Annotated in this window: 11 protein-coding genes; 7 read left to right on the forward strand and 4 right to left on the reverse strand. The window is 70.0% G+C overall.

Features of this window, described 5'->3' with window-relative positions:
- Positions 1 to 299 precede the first annotated feature (299 nt).
- The 3 genes from NA8_RS01160 to NA8_RS01170 form a co-directional block, all read right to left on the reverse strand.
- A complete protein-coding gene (locus NA8_RS01160; RefSeq protein WP_063048446.1) occupies positions 300 to 1,769 on the reverse strand; it encodes a glutamate synthase subunit beta in 1,470 nt (489 codons plus the stop codon).
- Positions 1,770 to 1,822: 53 nt separating this feature from the next.
- Complete coding sequence (gene gltB, locus NA8_RS01165; RefSeq protein ID WP_063048447.1) at positions 1,823 to 6,475, reverse strand: glutamate synthase large subunit; 4,653 nt, start codon at positions 6,473 to 6,475, stop codon at positions 1,823 to 1,825.
- 741 nt (positions 6,476 to 7,216) lie between these two features.
- Entirely contained in the window at positions 7,217 to 7,831 is a 615-nt protein-coding gene (locus tag NA8_RS01170) for a chorismate mutase (RefSeq protein ID WP_169810435.1), read from the reverse strand.
- A gap of 184 nt (positions 7,832 to 8,015) precedes the next feature.
- Between NA8_RS01170 and NA8_RS01175 the strand changes: the two genes are divergently transcribed.
- Together NA8_RS01175 and NA8_RS01180 are read left to right on the forward strand one after the other, a co-directional pair.
- On the forward strand, positions 8,016 to 9,671 hold the full coding sequence (locus NA8_RS01175) for a DUF4407 domain-containing protein (protein ID WP_063048449.1): 1,656 nt from the start codon (positions 8,016 to 8,018) through the stop codon (positions 9,669 to 9,671).
- 301 nt (positions 9,672 to 9,972) lie between these two features.
- Positions 9,973 to 11,523, forward strand: a complete 1,551-nt coding sequence (locus NA8_RS01180; RefSeq protein WP_063048450.1) for an adenylate/guanylate cyclase domain-containing protein — start codon at positions 9,973 to 9,975, stop codon at positions 11,521 to 11,523.
- Positions 11,524 to 11,744: 221 nt separating this feature from the next.
- On the opposite strand, the gene NA8_RS01185 is transcribed toward NA8_RS01180, so the two are convergent.
- The gene (locus NA8_RS01185) at positions 11,745 to 13,283 is read right to left on the reverse strand and encodes an MFS transporter (RefSeq protein WP_063048451.1); all 1,539 of its coding nucleotides are present in this window, start codon (positions 13,281 to 13,283) and stop codon (positions 11,745 to 11,747) included.
- Positions 13,284 to 13,368: 85 nt separating this feature from the next.
- Here NA8_RS01185 and NA8_RS01190 point away from each other — a divergent pair, with 85 nt between their 5' ends.
- From NA8_RS01190 to NA8_RS01210, 5 genes are all read left to right on the forward strand, one after another.
- Positions 13,369 to 13,908, forward strand: a complete 540-nt coding sequence (locus NA8_RS01190) for a TetR/AcrR family transcriptional regulator (RefSeq protein ID WP_063048452.1) — start codon at positions 13,369 to 13,371, stop codon at positions 13,906 to 13,908.
- A gap of 16 nt (positions 13,909 to 13,924) precedes the next feature.
- Positions 13,925 to 14,797 (forward strand): hypothetical protein, encoded by an 873-nt coding sequence (locus tag NA8_RS01195; RefSeq protein WP_245663618.1) that lies wholly within the window; start codon positions 13,925 to 13,927, stop codon positions 14,795 to 14,797.
- Positions 14,794 to 15,891 (forward strand): DUF4129 domain-containing protein, encoded by a 1,098-nt coding sequence (locus NA8_RS01200; protein WP_084466422.1) that lies wholly within the window; start codon positions 14,794 to 14,796, stop codon positions 15,889 to 15,891. Before NA8_RS01195 ends, NA8_RS01200 begins: the two co-directional genes overlap by 4 nt.
- A gap of 67 nt (positions 15,892 to 15,958) precedes the next feature.
- On the forward strand, positions 15,959 to 16,936 hold the full coding sequence (locus NA8_RS01205) for an AAA family ATPase (RefSeq protein WP_063048453.1): 978 nt from the start codon (positions 15,959 to 15,961) through the stop codon (positions 16,934 to 16,936).
- A 3-nt stretch (positions 16,937 to 16,939) separates the two neighbouring features.
- Positions 16,940 to 18,235, forward strand: coding sequence for a DUF58 domain-containing protein (locus NA8_RS01210; RefSeq protein WP_063048454.1), 1,296 nt, complete (start codon positions 16,940 to 16,942; stop codon positions 18,233 to 18,235).
- The last annotated feature ends 2 nt before the right edge of the window (positions 18,236 to 18,237 follow it).

Genomic DNA, 18,237 nt, shown 5'->3' on the forward strand with positions numbered 1-18,237 from the left:
GCCGCGTCAATGCTGAACTCACCGGATGTCGTTTCAGTGCACGCCGGGTGAACAACGATCACCCGACCGGTATGACGTGCACCCATTACCGCATCCCAAGATCAGCAGCACGCCGGAGATCACAATAAAGCCACGAACGCCGCAATGCCATTCGAACCTCGTAGTGTGTCGGATTTCCGATGCCTGCTCGGGCAGGAGCACAGGAGAGGCGTGGGCCGAAAGCCCCTCGATCGCGAAAAGGCGCCTGTGGACGAGTTGTCCACAGGCGCCTTTGTTTCCGCTCCGGTAAGAGAGGGGTTCTAGCGCTGCGCCACCATGGTGGGGGTGATCGGCGCCGGGAGGGCGGTCTCGCCTTCCAGGTACCGGTCCACACCCGCGGCCGCGGCGCGGCCTTCGGCGATGGCCCAGACGATCAGCGACTGACCGCGGCCCATGTCACCGGCGACGAAGACGCCGGGAACGTTGGTGGCCCAGTTCTTGTCGCGTTGCACGTTGCCGCGCTGGTCGTAGCCGACGCCGAGATCGGTGAGCAGACCGGGCTTCTCGGGACCGACGAAGCCCATCGCCAGCAGCACCAGATCGGCTTCGAGCGTGAAGTCGGTGCCCTCGACCTTCTCGAAGCGTCCGTTGACCATCTTGACCTCATGGGCATCCAAGCCGGTCACCTTGCCGTCCGCGCCCACGAAGCGCTCGGTGTTGACCGAGAACACCCGCTCGCCGCCCTCCTCGTGCGCCGAGGAAACCCGGTACATCAGCGGATAGGTCGGCCACGGGGTCGACGCGGCCCGCTCCTCCGGCGGGCGCGGCATGATCTCGAACTGGTGCACGCTGGCCGCGCCCTGCCGGTGCGAGGTGCCGAGGCAGTCGGCGCCGGTGTCGCCACCGCCGATGATGACGACCTTCTTGCCCTTCGCGTGGATGGGCGGCAGGCCCTCGTCATCGAGGACGTCGTCGCCGTGCTGCACCCGGTTGGCCCACGGCAGGAACTCCATGGCCTGGTGGATGCCGTCCAGGTCGCGGCCCGGGATCGGCAGGTCGCGCGCCAGGGTGGCGCCACCGGCCAGCACGATCGCGTCGAACTTCTCACGCAGCTGCTCGGCCGTGATGTCGACGCCCACGTTCACGCCGGTCTTGAAGATGGTGCCCTCGGCCTCCATCTGCGCCATGCGGCGGTCGATGAAGCGCTTCTCCATCTTGAATTCCGGGATGCCGTAGCGCAGCAGACCGCCGATGCGGTCGGCCCGCTCGAACACGGTCACGGTGTGCCCGGCGCGCGTCAGCTGCTGCGCGGCGGCCAGACCGGCCGGACCGGAGCCGACGACGGCGACCTTCTTGCCGGTGAGGCGGGTCGGGTAGACCGGGGTCACCCAACCCTCGTCGAAGGCGTTCTCGATGATCTCGACCTCGACCTGCTTGATCGTGACCGGATCCTGGTTGATGCCGAGCACGCAGGACGCCTCGCACGGCGCGGGGCACAACCGCCCGGTGAACTCCGGGAAGTTGTTGGTCGCGTGCAGCCGGTCGATGCCTTCGCGCCAGCGGTCCTTGTAGACCAGGTCGTTCCACTCGGGGATCAGGTTCCCCAGCGGGCAACCGTTGTGGCAGAACGGGATACCGCAGTCCATGCACCGGCTGGCCTGGGTACGCAGGGTCTCGTGGGAGAACTTCTCCTCGTAGACCTCTTTCCAGTCCATCAGGCGCAGCGGCACCGGGCGCCGCTTGGGCAGTTCGCGTGCGGTGTGCTTCAGAAAACCCTGGGGGTCAGCCACGAGCGGCCCCCGAATAGTCACAGCGCTTCGTCCACGTCATCTCTAGAACTTCCTTAGCCACGAGCGGCCTCCATAATCGCTTCGTCCACGTCCTTGCCGCTCTTCTCAGCTTCGGAGATGGCGAGCAAAACCTTCTTGTATTCGCGCGGCATGACCTTCACGAAGTGGTTCACCTGCTGGGACCAATCGCTCAGGATGCGCTCGGCCACCGCGGAACCGGTCTGGTCACGGTGCTGGGTGATGATGTCGTGCAGCCAGGTGAAATCGTCACCGGCCAGCTGCTCGACGGCCTCGGCCTGCTCGGGGTTGAGCTTGGACGCGAAGGTGCCGTTCGGGTCGAAGACGAACGCCACGCCGCCGGACATACCGGCGCCGAAGTTGCGTCCGGTCTCGCCCAGGATGACCACCCGGCCACCGGTCATGTACTCGCAGCCGTGGTCGCCCACGCCCTCGACCACCGCGGTGGCGCCGGAGTTGCGCACGGCGAACCGCTCGCCGACCACACCGCGGAGGAACACCTGACCGCTGGTGGCGCCGAACAGGATCACGTTGCCCGCGATGATGTTCTGCTCCGAGACGAACTCGCCGGGCGCGTTCAGCGACGGGCGCACCACCAGGCGACCGCCGGAAAGACCCTTGCCGACATAGTCGTTCGCGTCACCCTGCACGCGCAGCGTGATGCCCGCGGGCACGAAGGCGCCGAAGCTGTTGCCGGCCGACCCGGTGAACGTGATGTCGATGGTGTCGTCGGGCAGGCCCGCGCCGCCGTAGAGCTTGGTCACCTCGTGACCGAGCATGGTGCCGACGGTGCGGTTGACGTTCGTGATCTTGGTCTCGAACTTCACCGCCTGACCCCGCTCCAGCGCGTCGCGGCTCTGCACGATCAGCTGCTGGTCCAGCGCCTTGTCCAGACCGTGGTCCTGGGACTTGGTGCAGCGGCGGTCCTGGTACATGAACGCCGTCTCGACGTCGTCGAGGATCGGCGACAAATCCAGCTTGCTGGCCTTCCAGTGCTGCTTGGCCCGCGAGGTGTCGAGCAGGTCGACCCGGCCGATGGCCTCGTCCAGCGTGCGGAAGCCCAGCTGCGCCAGCAGCTCCCTGACCTCTTCGGCGATGAACAGGAAGAAGTTCTCGACGAACTCCGGCTTTCCGGTGAACCGCTCGCGCAGCACCGGGTTCTGCGTCGCGACGCCGACCGGGCAGGTGTCCAGGTGGCAGACGCGCATCATGATGCAGCCCGAGACCACCAGCGGCGCGGTGGCGAAGCCGTACTCCTCGGCGCCGAGCAGCGCGGCGATCATCACGTCGCGGCCGGTCTTCATCTGGCCGTCGACCTGCACGACGATGCGGTCGCGCAACCCGTTGAGCAGTAGCGTCTGCTGGGTCTCGGCGAGGCCGAGCTCCCAGGGACCGCCCGCGTGCTTGAGCGAGGTCAGCGGGGACGCGCCGGTGCCGCCGTCGTGACCGGAGATCAGCACGACGTCGGCGTGCGCCTTGGAGACGCCCGCCGCGACGGTGCCGACGCCCGGCTCGGCGACCAGCTTCACGTGGATGCGCGCCTGCGGGTTGGCGTTCTTCAGGTCGTGGATCAGCTGCGCCAGATCCTCGATCGAGTAGATGTCGTGGTGCGGGGGCGGCGAGATCAGGCCGACGCCGGGCGTCGAGTGCCGCACCTCGGCGACCCACGGGTACACCTTGTGCGCCGGAAGCTGGCCGCCCTCGCCGGGCTTCGCGCCCTGCGCCATCTTGATCTGGATGTCGGTGCAGTTGGTCAGGTAGTGCGCGGTCACGCCGAAACGGCCGGAAGCCACCTGCTTGATCGCGCTGCGCCGCCAGTCGCCGTTCTCCTCCGGCTCGAAGCGCGACGGCGACTCGCCGCCCTCACCCGAGTTCGACCGGCCGCCGAGGCGGTTCATCGCGATCGCCAGGGTCTCGTGCGCCTCGGCCGAGATGGAGCCGTAGCTCATCGCGCCGGTGGAGAACCGCTTAACGATCTCCGAGGCGGGCTCGACCTCGTCGATCGAGATCGGGCTGCGCGCCTTGTGCTTGAACTTGAACAGACCGCGCAGCGACGCCAGCCGCTCGGACTGGTCGTCGACCAGCTTGGTGTACTCCTTGAAGATCGAGTACTGGCCGGACCGGGTGGCGTGCTGCAGCTTGAACACCGTGTCCGGGTTGAACAGGTGGTATTCGCCCTCACGCCGCCACTGGTACTCACCGCCGACCTCGAGCTCGCGGTGGGCGCGCTCGTTGCGGTTCTCCAGGAACGCGATCCGATGCCGCTGCGCGACGTCCTCGGCGATCTCGTCCAGGCCGATGCCGTCCAGGTGCGAGCGCAGGCCGGTGAAGTACTCGTTCACCAGATCCTGCGACAGGCCGATCACCTGGAAAAGCTGGGCGCCGTTGTAGGAGGCCAGCGTGGAGATGCCCATCTTGGACATCACCTTCAGCACGCCCTTGCCCGCGGCCTTGTTGTAGTTCGCGACCGCCTTGCGGTAGTCGGCGGCTAGGTCGCCGGTGCTGCCCGGCAGCTCGAGGGCGCCGCGCTCGAGCATGTCCTCGATGGTCTCGAAGGCCATGTAGGGGTTGATCGCGGCGGCGCCGAAGCCGACCAGGGTGGCCATGTGGTGCACCTCGCGGGCGTCACCGGCCTCCACGACGAGGCCGACCATGGTGCGAGTGCGCTCGCGTACCAGGTGGTGGTGCACCGAGGAGGTCAGCAGCAGCGACGGAATCGGCGCCAGCTTCTCGTTGGACTCGCGGTCGGACAGCACGATGATCCGCGCGCCGCCGTCGATGGCGGCCGACACCTGGGTGTTGATCGCCTCCAGCGCCTTGCGCAGGCCCTTGCCGCCCTTCTTGACGGGGTACAGGCCGCGCACGACCACCGAGCGCAGCTCGGGGTGCGATCCGTCGTCGTTGATGTGCACGAGCTTGGCCAGCTCGTCGTTGTCCAGGATCGGCTGCTCGAGCGCGATCATGTTGCACGACTCCGGCCCCGGGTGCAGCAGGTCGGCCTCCGGGCCGATGTTGCGCTTGAGGCTGGTCACCACCTCTTCCCGGATCGCGTCCAGCGGCGGGTTGGTGACCTGCGCGAACAGCTGGGAGAAGTAGTCGAACAGCAGGCGCGGGCGGGCCGACAGCACCGCGATCGGGGTGTCGGTGCCCATCGAGCCGAGTGCTTCGCCGCCGGTCTTGGCCATCGGCGAGATCAGCAGGTTGAGCTCCTCGGTGGTGTATCCGAAGATCTGCTGACGGATCAGCACGCGGTCGTGCGACATGTGCACGTGCGGGCGGTCGGGCAGGTCGGCGAGGCGGGACACGCCCGCGTCCAGCCACTCCTGGTACGGGTGCTCGGCGGCGAGCTGGGACTTGACCTCTTCGTCGCCGACGATGCGGCCCTGGGCGGTGTCGACCAGGAACATGCGGCCCGGCTGCAGGCGCGCCTTCTTGACCACCTTGGACGGGTCGATGTCCAGCACGCCGACCTCGGAGGCCATCACGACCAGGCCGTCGTCGGTCACCCAGATACGGCTCGGCCGCAGGCCGTTGCGGTCGAGCACGGCGCCGACGACGGTGCCGTCGGTGAAGCACACCGACGCGGGGCCGTCCCACGGCTCCATCAGCATCGAGTGGTACTCGTAGAAGGCCCGCTGCCGCGGGTCCATCGTGTCGTTGCGTTCCCAGGCCTCGGGAATCATCATCAGCACGGCGTGGGGCAAGCTGCGGCCGCCGAGATGCAGCAGTTCCAGCACCTCGTCGAACCGGGCGGTGTCGCTCGCCCCGGGGGTACAGATGGGGAAGATCTTCTCCAGCCGGTTCTTGCCCGCGGAGTCGACCCCGAAAATGTCGCTGCGCAGCAGCGCCTCGCGGGCGCGCATCCAGTTCTCGTTGCCGGTGACGGTGTTGATCTCACCGTTGTGCGCCACCCGGCGGAACGGGTGCGCCAGCGGCCAGGAGGGGAAGGTGTTGGTGGAGAACCGGGAGTGCACGATGCCCAGGGCGCTCTCCACCCGGGAGTCCTGCAGGTCCAGGTAGAACGCGCGCAGCTGCGGCGTGGTGAACATGCCCTTGTAGACGAAGGTCTGCCCGGACAGGCTCGGAAAGTAGACCGACTCCCTGCCGACCGCGCCCTCACCCGCACCGGCCGACCCCAGCTCACGCTCGACCCGCTTGCGCACCACGTAGGCGCGACGCTCCAGATCCATCTCCGACAGCGGATCGGAAGCGTTCTTCGGGGAGGCGATGAAGATCTGCCGGAAGCTCGGCATGGCGTCGCGGGCCAGCGCGCCGAGCGACGACTCGTCGATCGGCACCTCGCGCCAGCCGAGGACCTCGAGGCCCTCTTCCTTGACGATCTTCTCCACGCCGTAGGCGGCGCGCGCGGCTTCGCGGCGGGCCTGCGGCAGGAAGGCGATACCGGTGGCGTAGGAACCCTCCGGCGGCAACTCGAAGTCCACGATGGCGCGGAAGAAGCGGTCCGGGACCTGGATCAGGATGCCCGCGCCGTCACCACTGTTGGGCTCGGCGCCCGCGGCGCCACGGTGCTCCAGGTTCAACAGAGCCGTAATAGCCTTGTCGACGATGTCGCGGCTGCGGCGGCCGTGCATGTCGACGACGAATGCGACGCCGCAGGCGTCGTGCTCGTTCGCCGGGTCGTAGAGCCCGATGGGTCCAGGTGACCTGTGGCCAGGAAGTTGCGTCATGCCTCTGCCTTCAAGAAAGTCGGCCTTCGAAGAAAACGGCCTTTCGCCGAACGCCTCCGTACAAGACTGCGCCCGTACGTTCCGAAGCCAGCCGCGCTGATGGTCTTCGGCGTGCAGTCAGGTCTGCAGTTGTCTCTCCACCCGCTTCTGTGACGTAGTGGGTGCCCTTCGGTAACGGATCCCTAACAAGATCCTTACCTCCGAGCGGGTGCTCGCCCGCTACGCTGAGCACCTGGCTAGGGCTGCCCGAGCGGGCGAGGTAGCCGAACGTTCTGTGTTCGGCGTAAGAGCAAACGATAAGTCAGGTCCGGGGCCCAACCAACTTAGGTTGTGCTAATAACCAGGTTTAGCTGGGCTTCTGCATTTGGTCCTCCACGTGTGCGCGTCGTCCAGTGTAAAGCAGCGAGTGCCGTGCGATCGATCCCTATGGCACCCGGTGCCAGCTGGGGAAACCGGTGCGCGACACCGATCCGAGACCTTCCTCACAAAGCCCGGAAACCGCCCTCACCTGCGTCGAAGTGGATTTCCCCGGTTGGCGGCGCGGCAAACCAAGCGGCGGCGGCTAACTCGGCGATCGGCCCGCTGAGATATTTCCGACACGGGCGTGACAAGCCATGAATGTGATCCGACCGTCCGGACTGTTTTGCCCGTTGTGTCATTCAGCACATAGTCAGCAAATCTCGGGAAGTGGTGTTGGACACATCTTTCCGCTGACGCGCCACAGGACCGGCGGGGCCCGGCCTACGACCGGCAGAGCGACACGGCGGCCCGCACCAGCGCAGCGCGGTGCAGGGCGTCCCCGTTGCCTGTGGTGAATACACCGAAGACGCTGCGCGCCAACCGTTCCGCGCAATCCGGCGCAGTCAGCTCGGTGCGGTGCATGGCGAGCTGGTCGAGGATCTCGACATTCACGCGGTCGATGATCGGGCGCACCGAGGCGAGTCCTGCGGGCGCGATGGGCGCGGCGGCCGGGTCGAAGCGCCACTGCAGCATCAATCCGCGCTGCACCGTTTTGTTGGCCTCGATCTGCCCGAGGAAAACCTGTCGCACCCAGTCCTCCGGCAGGTCACGACCGTCGCCCAGCCGGGCCATCGCGTCGTAGACCTCCGCCTCCCTGGCCGGATCGTCGATCGTCGGCTCGATGCCGAGCTCCCCCGCGGTCACCCACTTCGCCGCGGCCACCGCGTCGGCGGTGTTCAAGCGCTCGACCACCAAGGCGACCAGCCGGTCCAAGGACCCGTCGGCCGCAGCGGCGCCCGCGCCGGCCGGCCACATCAGCAGCGCCGCTGCCAGCAGCGTCCCACCGACTCGCGCACGTCGTGACCTCCTGGGATCGCCCGCATGGAAACGAATCACCGCGCCAGCGTAGGCGAGGTCACCCGCGCCGCCCGGCATGCCGCGGACCGGGCTGTGAGCCTGGCCACATCCGGCCTCCCCTGCTCGCTGCGCACCCGCGGGGCCTGTCACGCTGTCACAACGAATCCGTGACAGTTTCGTCGCGCCCGCGAAAGCGCCTGGGACGTAGAGGATGTGCCTTCCGATGACCGTCACCGGCTTGTTCACCTGGCTCGGAGGGGGCCGGACCAGCGCGATCGTCGATCGCCACGAGCGTGCCGGATACGCCGTCACGGGCGCTGTCGTGTTGTTGTTCGCCACGATCTCCGGTGTGGTCGCCGCCCTGGCCGCAGCGTCCGCCTGGCCCTGGTGGGCAGCGGCGGCGGTGGGAATCGTGGTCGGCGCACTGACCGGCGCGCTGGCGCGTGCGCTGGCCACGGCGCGGCCGAGCGGAGGACCGGATCGGCTCGGGCTGATCGCGCGCTTCGCGGTCGCCGTGCTGGCCGGTGGATTGCTCGCGGAGCTGGCCGCGATCGTGTTGTTCAGCGGGTCCGTCGACCGAGTGCTGGATGAGAAGGCGCAGCGCTCGCTCGATTCGGCGCCACGGGTCGTCGCGGCGCAGGCGGAACTGGACCGGGCGAAGACCGACCGGGCCGCGCTCGAACAGGCGATCGGCATGGCCCAGAACGATATCGATCACGCCCTGGTGATTGCCCGCTGCGAATTCAACCCGGCCCCCGAGTGCCCGCGGACCAGGATCACCGGCGTGCCTGGTCGCGGGCCGGAGGCGCGGACAGCCGAGGCCATGCTCGACGACGCTCGCAAGCAGCTCGCCACCGCGCAGGGCCGGGTGGATGCCGCGGACCGCCGGATCGACGCCGACCAGGACGCCTTGTCGGCTGCGCGGACCGCCGCCTTCGACGACACCGATCGCGGACTCGGCGCGCGCTGGCAGGCGATGAACGACTACACCGTGCACGAGGCGCTGCCGCTGCGCGTCCTCACCATCGTGGCGTTCGTCGCACTCGCCCTGCTGCCACTTGTGCTGCGGTGGTGGCGTGGCGAGACTTCGTTCGACCGGCACAACGCCGCCCGCACGGTGCACGACCGCGCCGAGCGGGAAGCCGACGCGGCGATCGCGGTCAAGCAGGCCGAAGTGCGCACCGAGGCGGAGACCCTGCGCGCCGAACAGCAGCTCACCGCCGCCCGCCTCGCCGTCGAGGCGGACACGGCCATCGACCGGGAGCGCCAGCGCACTCGCATCATCGCGGCCATCGGCGGCATCGAGATCGGCATCACGGAGCCGCCGCGCCGCCCCGAGCTTCCCGCCGCGGCGGACGACCGAAAGGACAGCGCCATGCCCGACGAGGCGACGCCGAACCTACCCGCTCCCGTCGGCGTGCACCCGCCGGTGCCCGCCGTCGCACCCGCGACGCCGGCGCCGAGCGGCGGGGGTCTCGAACTGCCGCTGATCGGCACGGTCCCGTTCACCGATACCGCGGCGCGTTTCATCCGGCCGCTGGTTCCGTCGTTCGTCGCCAATGCGATCGATACGGCGACGCACCCGCTGCGCACGGCGCGGCAGGCGTTCGAGGAGGTCGAGGAGATCACCTTCACGCTGCGGCGCACCCGCAAGGTCACCGTCGACGGCCAGACCTCGCATCCGCAGGCCGTCTACCAGCCGCAACCCGGCGCGTCCGAGATCGCGCACGCCCAGCACATCGCCTCCACCGTCGTCGACGCCGTGCCGCGCTATTCCTCGCTTCCGCCCACCGGCGCCGCGGGCTACGGCCTGCCCACCGGCGTGCGCCGAGACGAGCTGCCCGAGCCCGACCGCCGCGAACTGCCACCCGGGCGCTGACCGACCGGCCCGCCACCGCGTCGGCCGCGTCCAGCAGCTCGGCAGGTACGAATAAGCGCTCCTCCCGTGGCTACCGCCTGTGTGGGCGCGGCCACTCGCAGACGGGCAATCGAGCTGACCGAGGCCGCCTCGGTGCCGATTCAGGGCATTCGCGCGCGAACCGAATCGCACGCCCCGCACTCGGCGCGTTGGGGGGCGAGGTGGCGCGTGGGCGCCGACGCCTCGGACTCCGGGTGACGCTGCGGCTCATCTCGGTGATCGCCCCGCCGCGGCCGGGCACGCCTCGGCCTACGCTGCACCCATGCAACACAGGGAGGTGACGCTCGCCGCGGCGCCGTGGGGCTCGCCATTGCTCGGGTCCGCCGAGGAGTCGTCGGGGCTGCAGCGCATTCGCATTCAGCTGTTGCTCACCGTGCCCACCCTGTTGGGAAACCTGACGGGCATGGTGGTGTCGATCGTGCTGGTGGGCTTCGTCCTGCCGGGGCCGTCGGTGTTCACCCGGGATCTCTTGCTGCTCGACGTGCTCGCCGCACCGCTGTACGCGAGCTGTGCCCTGCTGCTCGGGCTGTGGTGGGGCACGACCCGCGGGCTGCGCGCGCTGCGGTGGGCCACCGACCCGCTGCACGTGCCCACCGAGGAGGAGCAGGCCGCGGCCACGGTGGTACCGCGCAGACTGGTGCGGAACCAAGCGCTGCTGTGGTTGGGCGGACTCGTCCTGCTGACCACCCTGTACGGCCTGGCCGAACCGCGCCTGATTCCGAAGGTGGCCTTCGGCATCGCGCTCAGCGCCATCGTGGTGTGCGCGAACAGCTACCTGATCATCGAGTTCGCGCTGCGACCCGTCACCGCACGGGTGCTGGAAGCCGCGAGTTCCGGTCGACGCCGTGGTATCGGCGTCTTCGGACGCTCACTGGTGGTCTGGGTGGTCGGATCGGGCGTTCCGGTGGCCGGGATGATGGTGCTCGCGGTGTCGGCGCTCGTGATGGACGACGTGACCAAGGCCCGGCTGGCGGTCTGCGTGCTGTCCCTCGGCGGAGCGACCTTGATCTTCGGTTTGCTGCTGATGACCCAGACACTGGCCGCGACGGTCGCCCCGATCCTCGGCGTGCGCCGCGCGATGCGCCAGGTGGAGGACGGCGATCTGGCTGTCGCGCTGGCCGTCTACGACGGCACCGAACTCGGCGAACTGCAGAGCGGTTTCAACCACATGGTGGAGGGCCTGCGGGAACGCGAGCAGATCAGGGATCTGTTCGGCAGGCATGTCGGGCGCGAGGTCGCCGCGGCCGCGCTGGCGGGCGATCCGACGCTCGGTGGCGTGGAAACCGACGCCGCGGCCCTGTTCATCGACATCGTCGGCTCTACGACGATGGCCGCGACCATCCCCGCGCCGGAGATGGTCGCCCTGCTCAACCGGTTCTTCGCCATCGTGGTGGACGAGGTGGAGCGCCACGGCGGGCTGGTCAACAAGTTCGAGGGGGACGCCGCGCTCGCCGTCTTCGGCGCGCCCGCGCCGCTGTCCGACGCCGCGGGCGCCGCGCTGGCCACCGCACGCGCGATCCGGGCCCGGCTCGATGCCGACGCGGCGGATTACGTGGCCGCTGTCGGCGTGGCGGCGGGCCGGGTCGTCGCGGGCAACGTCGGCGCGCACCAGCGCTATGAATTCACCGTCATCGGTGACGCAGTCAACGAGGCCGCGCGCCTGTGCGAGCTGGCCAAGCAGCAGGGTCTGCTGCTCGCCTCCGGTGCCACCGTCGCGGCGGCCGCCGAGGCCGAGGCCGGAAATTGGCGACTCGGCGAATCCGTCACCCTCCGCGGCCGCCTCACGCCGACCCGGCTCGCGCGCCCCGCGTGAGGTCTTCGGCGGGACGCCCGCTCGACCTTCGCCGCGGCGCTCGCGCACGGTGGACGTCCGCTCCGCCGAGCCCACGGAACGGTGCGACCGGATCAGCCGGTCCCGAGTGCCGTCACGATCGCGTGTGACCGGCGCGAATCGCAATGTCGACCGGTCTGGCGCGGGCGGACGACCCCGGCCCGCGCTTGACCGCTCCCGCCCGGAAGCGCCCCGGCCGGCGATCACATCCGCGCACCGCGCAACCGGAACGCCACCAGCGCGGCTGCCAGCAGGATCGCGGTGGTGCCGATCGCCGCGAAGTGGATGCCGGAGACGAACGAATCGTGCACCGAGGCGAGGAACGCGTTTCCGGCGGCCTCCGGCAGCTCACGGGCGAAAGCCGTGGCCGCGCCCAGGGATTCCGAGGCGGCGTCCGCCTGATCATCCGGCACGTGGCTCAGGTCGAGGCCGTTGCGGAAGATGGCCATGACCACGCTGCCGAGTATCGCGACGCCCAGCGCGATACCGGTCTCGTAGGCGGTCTCCGACACCGCGGCGGCCGCACCCGCGCGCTCCGCGGGCGCCGAGCCGACCACCAGATCGGACGACACGGTCAGTGCGACGCCGACACCTGCCCCCACGAACAGGAAGCCGAGCACGAACGGCGTCGTGCTGTTGGCCGCCTCCGGGCCCAGCCATCCGAACAGCGCCGCGCCCACCGCCGCGGTGATCAGTGCGCCGCCCAGCACGGTGCCCGGCCGCAGCCGCCGCACCAACCAGGCCGCGGCGAGCGAGGCGATCATCCCGGCCAGCAGACCCGGCAGCAGCAGCAAGCCCGCCTGCATCGGCGAGCGTCCGAGAACCAACTGGAGGTACTGCGAGCCGAAGAACAGCACACCGGCCAGCGCGAACACCGCGAGCAGACTGGTCACCACCGCGGTACGGAAGTTGGGCAGCGCGAACAGCGCCAGATCGAGCATCGGCTGCGCGAGCCGTCGCTGCCTGCGCACGAACCCCACGCCGGCCAGCACGCCGAGCGCGCCGACCAGGACCGGGCGCACGCCAGGGCCGTGCGCCGCGAATTCCTTCACCGCGTACACGACCGGCACCAGCGTGAGCATCGACAGCACGGCGCTGGGCAGGTCGAAGCGACCGGGCTTCGGGTCGCGCGACTCCGGGATCAGCACGGGCCCCAGCGCGATCAGCACCAGCATGACCGGCAGGTTCACCAGGAACACCGAACCCCACCAGTAGTGCTCGAGCAGCCAGCCGCCCAGCAGCGGTCCCGCCGCGGCGCCACCGCCCGCCATCGCGCTCCACACCGCGATCGCGACCGTGCGCTGCCGCGGATCGAGGAACATCGACCTGATCAGCGCCAGCGTCGCGGGCATCAGCGTCGCACCGGCGACGCCTTGCACCACCCGCGCCGCGATGAGCATCTCCGGCGTCAGGGACCACGCCGCGAGCACGGAGGCGATACCGAATCCGGCCGCGCCGAGCAGTAGCAGCCTGCGCCGCCCGATCCGGTCGCCGAGGTTCCCCATGACGACGAGCAACCCGGCCAGCACGAACGAGTAGACGTCGATGATCCACAGCAGCTGCGGAGTGGTCGGGGCCAGATCGGCGCTGATCGCGGGTACGGCCAGGTCCAGCACGGTCGCGTCGACGGCGAGCAGTAGCAGGGCGAGCGCGAGCACGGACAATCCGGCCCACTCGCGCGCTCCGGCGCGGGGTGTCGCGGTGGCCGATCGTCCGGTGGGCTGCGCGGTCTGGGGGTTCATGACTTTCTCGACTTCCGTCGTCCATTTTCTTACCGTCCAGACGGTATAGTAATGGATCAACCGTCCGGACGGTATAGTCGTGCCCGTGACCGCTGACACTCGCGACCGCATCCTGGACGCACTAGAGACCCTGCTGCTGGAAAAAGGCATGTCGCAGGTGACGCTGGAGAACGTGGCGGCCGCCGCGGGTGTCTCCAAAGGCGGCTTGCTCTATCACTTCAAGAGCAAAGACGCGCTGCTCGCCGGCTTGGTCCGCAGGCTGGCCGACCGCGCGGGCAAGCAGCTCGACGGCGCGGTCGCCAGAGGCGGCTCGGTAGCCGAGTGGTACCTGCAGACGCCGAACCCGGACGACGCGGCGGAAGCGGTGGAACTCGAGCTCTATCGGTCGATGCTCGCGACCATGCGCACCATCGACGCCACGCCGGAGCCCGACGAGGTGCAGCAGGCGCTGGTCGAGATGATGAACGCCTGGTCGGACGGTCTGGACGCGGAGGTCAGCGATCCGGTCCAGGCCGACCTCATCCGGCTCGTCGGCGACGGCGTGTACCTGCGCGCGCTGCTCGGCCTGCCACCGATCGATCCGGTTCGCTACCGGCACGTGGTGGACCGCTTACTGCGCCGCTGACGGCTAGACTCGGCCCGTGCTGCCAGCCGCCGAACCGGCCGGCGCCGTCGGGGCGGGAACAGATCCGGTACCGGGGTCTCCTGGAACGACGGTGCCGATCCGACCGCTGAGTTTCCGTGAACTGCTCGATGCGCCGTTCGCGCTGATCCAGGCGAACATCCGCGCCATTGCCGGATTGAGCGTGCCGGGCTTGCTCCTGGCCGAGGCCGCGGTCGTCGCGGTGACCGCGGGCGTCTCCGAGCTGACCGGCGGTTCCGACGCGGGCACCGCCTGGGCGGCGATCCTGTCCACCGCGGCCTGTGCCTGGTTGCTGCGCTTCGCGTTACGCGGCACGACCGTGGCCCTGGGGCTCGCGACCGTCGGCGGCGCGCCGATCGGTCGCAGGACCGCGTTGCGCCGATTCGGTGCGACGCTCGGCTCGCTGCTGGTGTTCCAGCTTTTGTTCACGCTGGCGGGCGTCGGCGTGTTCGCGGTGAGCGGCTTGCCGATCGTGACACTGCCGCTGGCGGTGCTCTGGCTGGGCTGGCTGCGCGCCCGCCGCTGGGTGGCGGTGCCGGTGCTGTTCGTGGAGCGCACCTCGCACCGCGACGGGATCGCCCGCGCGAAACTGCTCGCCGAAGGTGCGGAGTGGCCGACCGTCGGGCTCTGGATCGCCCAACGCGCGCTGTTCGGGCTGTTGGCGATCCCACTGCTGGCCATTCCGTTGTACGTCTCGGACTTCTCGGGCACGCACCGGTGGCCGGTGATCGTGCTGACCACGTCGGCGGTGCTGCTGCTGACGACCTTCGGCGAAGTGGTCGAGGCGTCGTCGCGGGTGGTGTGCTACGTCGATCGCCGTTGCCGCAGGGAGGGATTGGACATTCGCATCCCCCGGCAGGAGACGCGATGAGCGATCCGACACCGCCACAGATCCCGTCGGCACGGCAATCGGGTGAGGTCCGGCTGACCAAGGGTCCCCACGCGGACAACGACCCGGCGCCCGGCGCGCCGCGGCTCGGCGCCGCCGCCGATCATCGGGCCGCCGCCGAATCGGCCGCGCGGCACCGCGATTTCGACCGTGCCTTGCGGGAACGTTTCCGGGCCGTGTTGCGCGGCCTGGAACAGGGCGGTGTGCTGGAGGTCCGGCGCTCGCGCACCGCGCGGGAAACCGCCGACGATGTGACGACCACGTTGCCGCTCGAGGTCGCCACCGAGATCCAACCCGCCGCACAGAGTTTCGACGAGGTGGTCTACGGCGGACGCCGCGCCACCGAGGACGAATACCGCAGGCTGGAATACGCCGACCGGTTCTCCGCCTCCGCGCCGCCGCCCGCGCCGGAACCGGTCGAGATCGAGGCGGTCGAGAAGGCGCCGCGCACCAGGCGCAGGCTTCCACCGCTGCCGAATCTACTGCGCGACCCCCGGTTCTGGGCGGGGATCGCCGCGACCGCCGCGCTACTGCTGCTGGTCTACGGCGCCCTGCAATCCTGCGGTGCGCCCACCGCGCCCACTCCGCCGCCGCCCCAGCCGCCACCGGATCTGCCCGATGTCCCGCCGCCCAACCGCCCCGGCTTCGGAGCGGGTGAGGACCCGATCTGGGACCGGCTGCCCGCGCCGGTCTTCTACGGCGGCGTGCAGTTCCTGATCGCCGCCGCACTGGTGGTGTGGTGGCGGGCCCGCAGGCGGGGCGCACTGGTGCGCGAGCCCCGGCCGGTCGAGGTGGCGGCGAACGAACTGCTCGCCGGGCACGCCGCCCTCTACCGCCGCTCGAAAGACCACGACCACGTCGCCGGAAAGCTGCGGGCGGCCACGCTGCGCCGCATCCGCGCCCCGCTCGGCATCACGGCCGACACTCCGCCGGACCGGATCGTCGCCGTGGTCGCCGCGCGCCTCGGAGCCCACCCCGCCCAAATCGGGGCCGCCTTGTTCGGCCCGGTGCCCGATCCAGGGACCCTGCAGGTGGTCGCCGCTCAGCTCGAATGGGTCGAATCGGAGGTCGGATGAGACGCCTTCGCCCGACCCTCGCCCGCCCCAAGGCATCCGGGAACGCCCGCGAACCACAGGAGATCGAATGACCAGCACCGAGACCACCCCGACGGCCGAGCAGGCGGGCGCCGCGTTCCACGCCCTGCGCGCCGAGATCGGTAAAGCGGTGGTCGGCAACGACAGCGCGGTCATGTACCTCGTGCTCGCACTGCTGTGCCGCGGCCACGTGCTGCTCGAAGGTGTGCCGGGTGTGGCCAAGACGCTGCTGGTGCGGGCGCTGGCCACGGCGCTGGACCTGGACCACGCGCGGGTGCAGTTCACCCCCGACCTGATGCCCGGCGACGTCACCGGCTCGCAGATCTACGATCCGCACTCCGCGGAGTTCACCTTCCGGCACGGTCCGGTGTTCACCAACCTGCTGCTCGCCGACGAGATCAACCGCACGCCGCCGAAAACCCAGTCGTCGCTGCTGGAATCGATGGAGGAACGGCAGGTCTCGGTGGACGGGAAGCCGCAGCCGCTGCCCGATCCGTTCGTCGTCGTCGCCACCCAGAACCCGATCGAGCAGGAGGGCACCTACCCGCTGCCGGAGGCGCAGCTGGACCGGTTCCTGTTCAAGGTGGACATCCAGCTGCCCGGCCGCGACGACGAGTTCCGCATCCTGCAACGCCACGCCGCGGGCTTCGATCCGCGCGACCTGACCGCCGCGGGCTTGCGTCCCGTCGCGGGCCCCGAACACATCACCGCCGCCCGCGCCGCGATCGCGCAGACGACGATCAGCCCCGAGGTGCTCGCCTACACCGTCGACGTGTGCCGGGCCACCCGTACTTCGCCCGCCGTGCAACACGGGGCCTCGACCCGCGGCGCGACCGCGCTGATGGCGGCCTCGCGCGCGTTCGCCTGGCTCACCGGTCGCGGGTTCGTCACACCCGACGACGTGAAAGCCGTCGCCGTCGCCGTGCTGCGGCACCGCCTGCAACTGCGTCCCGAGGCCGAGCTGGACGGCGTGACCACCGAGGGTGTGCTGTCGTCGCTGCTGCTGTCGGTTCCGGTTCCGGTGTAGCGCATGGTCGTCACCGGTCGGCTGGCCGCCGCGGCAGGCGTGGCGGCCCTGTTCGTCGCCCTGGTCCTGCCGTCCGTGCTCGGCGTCGTCGTGGTGACCTGTGCCCTGGCGGCCGGGCTGCTCATCGATCTCGGTGCGGTGGGACGCGCGCGCGACCTGGCGCTGTCCCGCCAGGCACTCACCACGGTGCGTCTCGGGCGCTCCGTCGAGGTGGAGCTCGTCGCGGTCAACACCGGAGCCCGCACGCTGCGCGGCACGGTGTGGGACGACTGGCCCGGCAGCGCACGCGCCGGAAACCGCACGCACGAATTGGATCTCGCGCCGGGCACCAAGGTCCGCTTCCGCACCGCGCTCACGCCCACCTATCGCGGCGATCGGGTCGCGGGCCAGGTCACCGTGCGCCTGCTCGGCCCGCTCGGGCTGGCGGGCAGGCAGACGAGGCACGACGTGCCCGCCCGGGTACGCGCGCTGCCCGCGTTCCGCGCCGAACGGCTGTTGCGCTCGAAGGTCAAGCGGTTGCAACACCTGGAAGGACGCAATGTGGCCAACCTGCGCGGACAGGGCACCGAATTCGACTCCTTCCGCGAGTACGTCGCCGGGGACGACGTGCGCGCCATCGACTGGCGCGCCACCGCCCGCGCCACCGACGTCCTGGTCCGCACCTGGCGCCCGGAGCGCAACCGGCACATGCTGATGCTGCTGGACACCGGCCGGGTCAGCGCGGGCCGGGTCGGCGACGGAACCCGCTTGGACGCGAGCATCGAGGCGGCCCTGCTGCTCGGTGGCCTGGCCGCGGCCGCGGGAGACACGGTCGACCTGCTCGCCTTCGACCGGCGAGTCCGCGCCGAAGTCCGGGGTGTCGGCGGGAAGGGTCTGCAGCTGAAGTTGATGCACGCGATGGCAGGCATCACACCCGCGCTGGTCGACACCGACAGCGCCGGGCTGGTGCGGGCGGCCATCAAGCGCACCCGCCGACGCAGCCTGGTCGTCTGGTTCACCAGTCTGGACGGCGCCGCGGTCGAGGAGAACTTGTTGCCCGTGCTGCCGGTGCTGGCGCAGCGGCACCGAGTGCTCATCGTCTCGGTGACCGACCCCGATGTCGCCGCGGCCGCCACCCGCCGCGACAACCTCGCCGACCTCTACGCCGCGGCCGCGGCCGAATCCGTCCTCGCCGAACGCGCGCTGGTTCAGGAATCGCTGCGCCGTTCCGGTATCGCGGTCGTCGCCGCGTCACCGGAACGGCTGCCGGAGGCTTTGGCGGACGAATACCTGGAACTGAAGCAATCCGGCGCGCTCTGAGG

It is taken from the genome of Nocardia arthritidis NBRC 100137 (assembly GCF_001612765.1).
GTDB lineage: Bacteria > Actinomycetota > Actinomycetes > Mycobacteriales > Mycobacteriaceae > Nocardia > Nocardia arthritidis.

What these genes read in the sequence shown, in the direction of transcription:
- gltB (WP_063048447.1), bottom strand. Translation starts at nt 6,475, where the DNA reads ATGACGCAACTTCCTGGCCACAGGTCACCTGGACCCATCGGGCTCTAC.
- NA8_RS01175 (WP_063048449.1), top strand. Translation starts at nt 8,016, where the DNA reads ATGACCGTCACCGGCTTGTTCACCTGGCTCGGAGGGGGCCGGACCAGC.
- NA8_RS01180 (WP_063048450.1), top strand. Translation starts at nt 9,973, where the DNA reads ATGCAACACAGGGAGGTGACGCTCGCCGCGGCGCCGTGGGGCTCGCCA.
- NA8_RS01185 (WP_063048451.1), bottom strand. Translation starts at nt 13,283, where the DNA reads ATGAACCCCCAGACCGCGCAGCCCACCGGACGATCGGCCACCGCGACA.
- NA8_RS01200 (WP_084466422.1), top strand. Translation starts at nt 14,794, where the DNA reads ATGAGCGATCCGACACCGCCACAGATCCCGTCGGCACGGCAATCGGGT.
- NA8_RS01205 (WP_063048453.1), top strand. Translation starts at nt 15,959, where the DNA reads ATGACCAGCACCGAGACCACCCCGACGGCCGAGCAGGCGGGCGCCGCG.
- NA8_RS01210 (WP_063048454.1), top strand. Translation starts at nt 16,940, where the DNA reads ATGGTCGTCACCGGTCGGCTGGCCGCCGCGGCAGGCGTGGCGGCCCTG.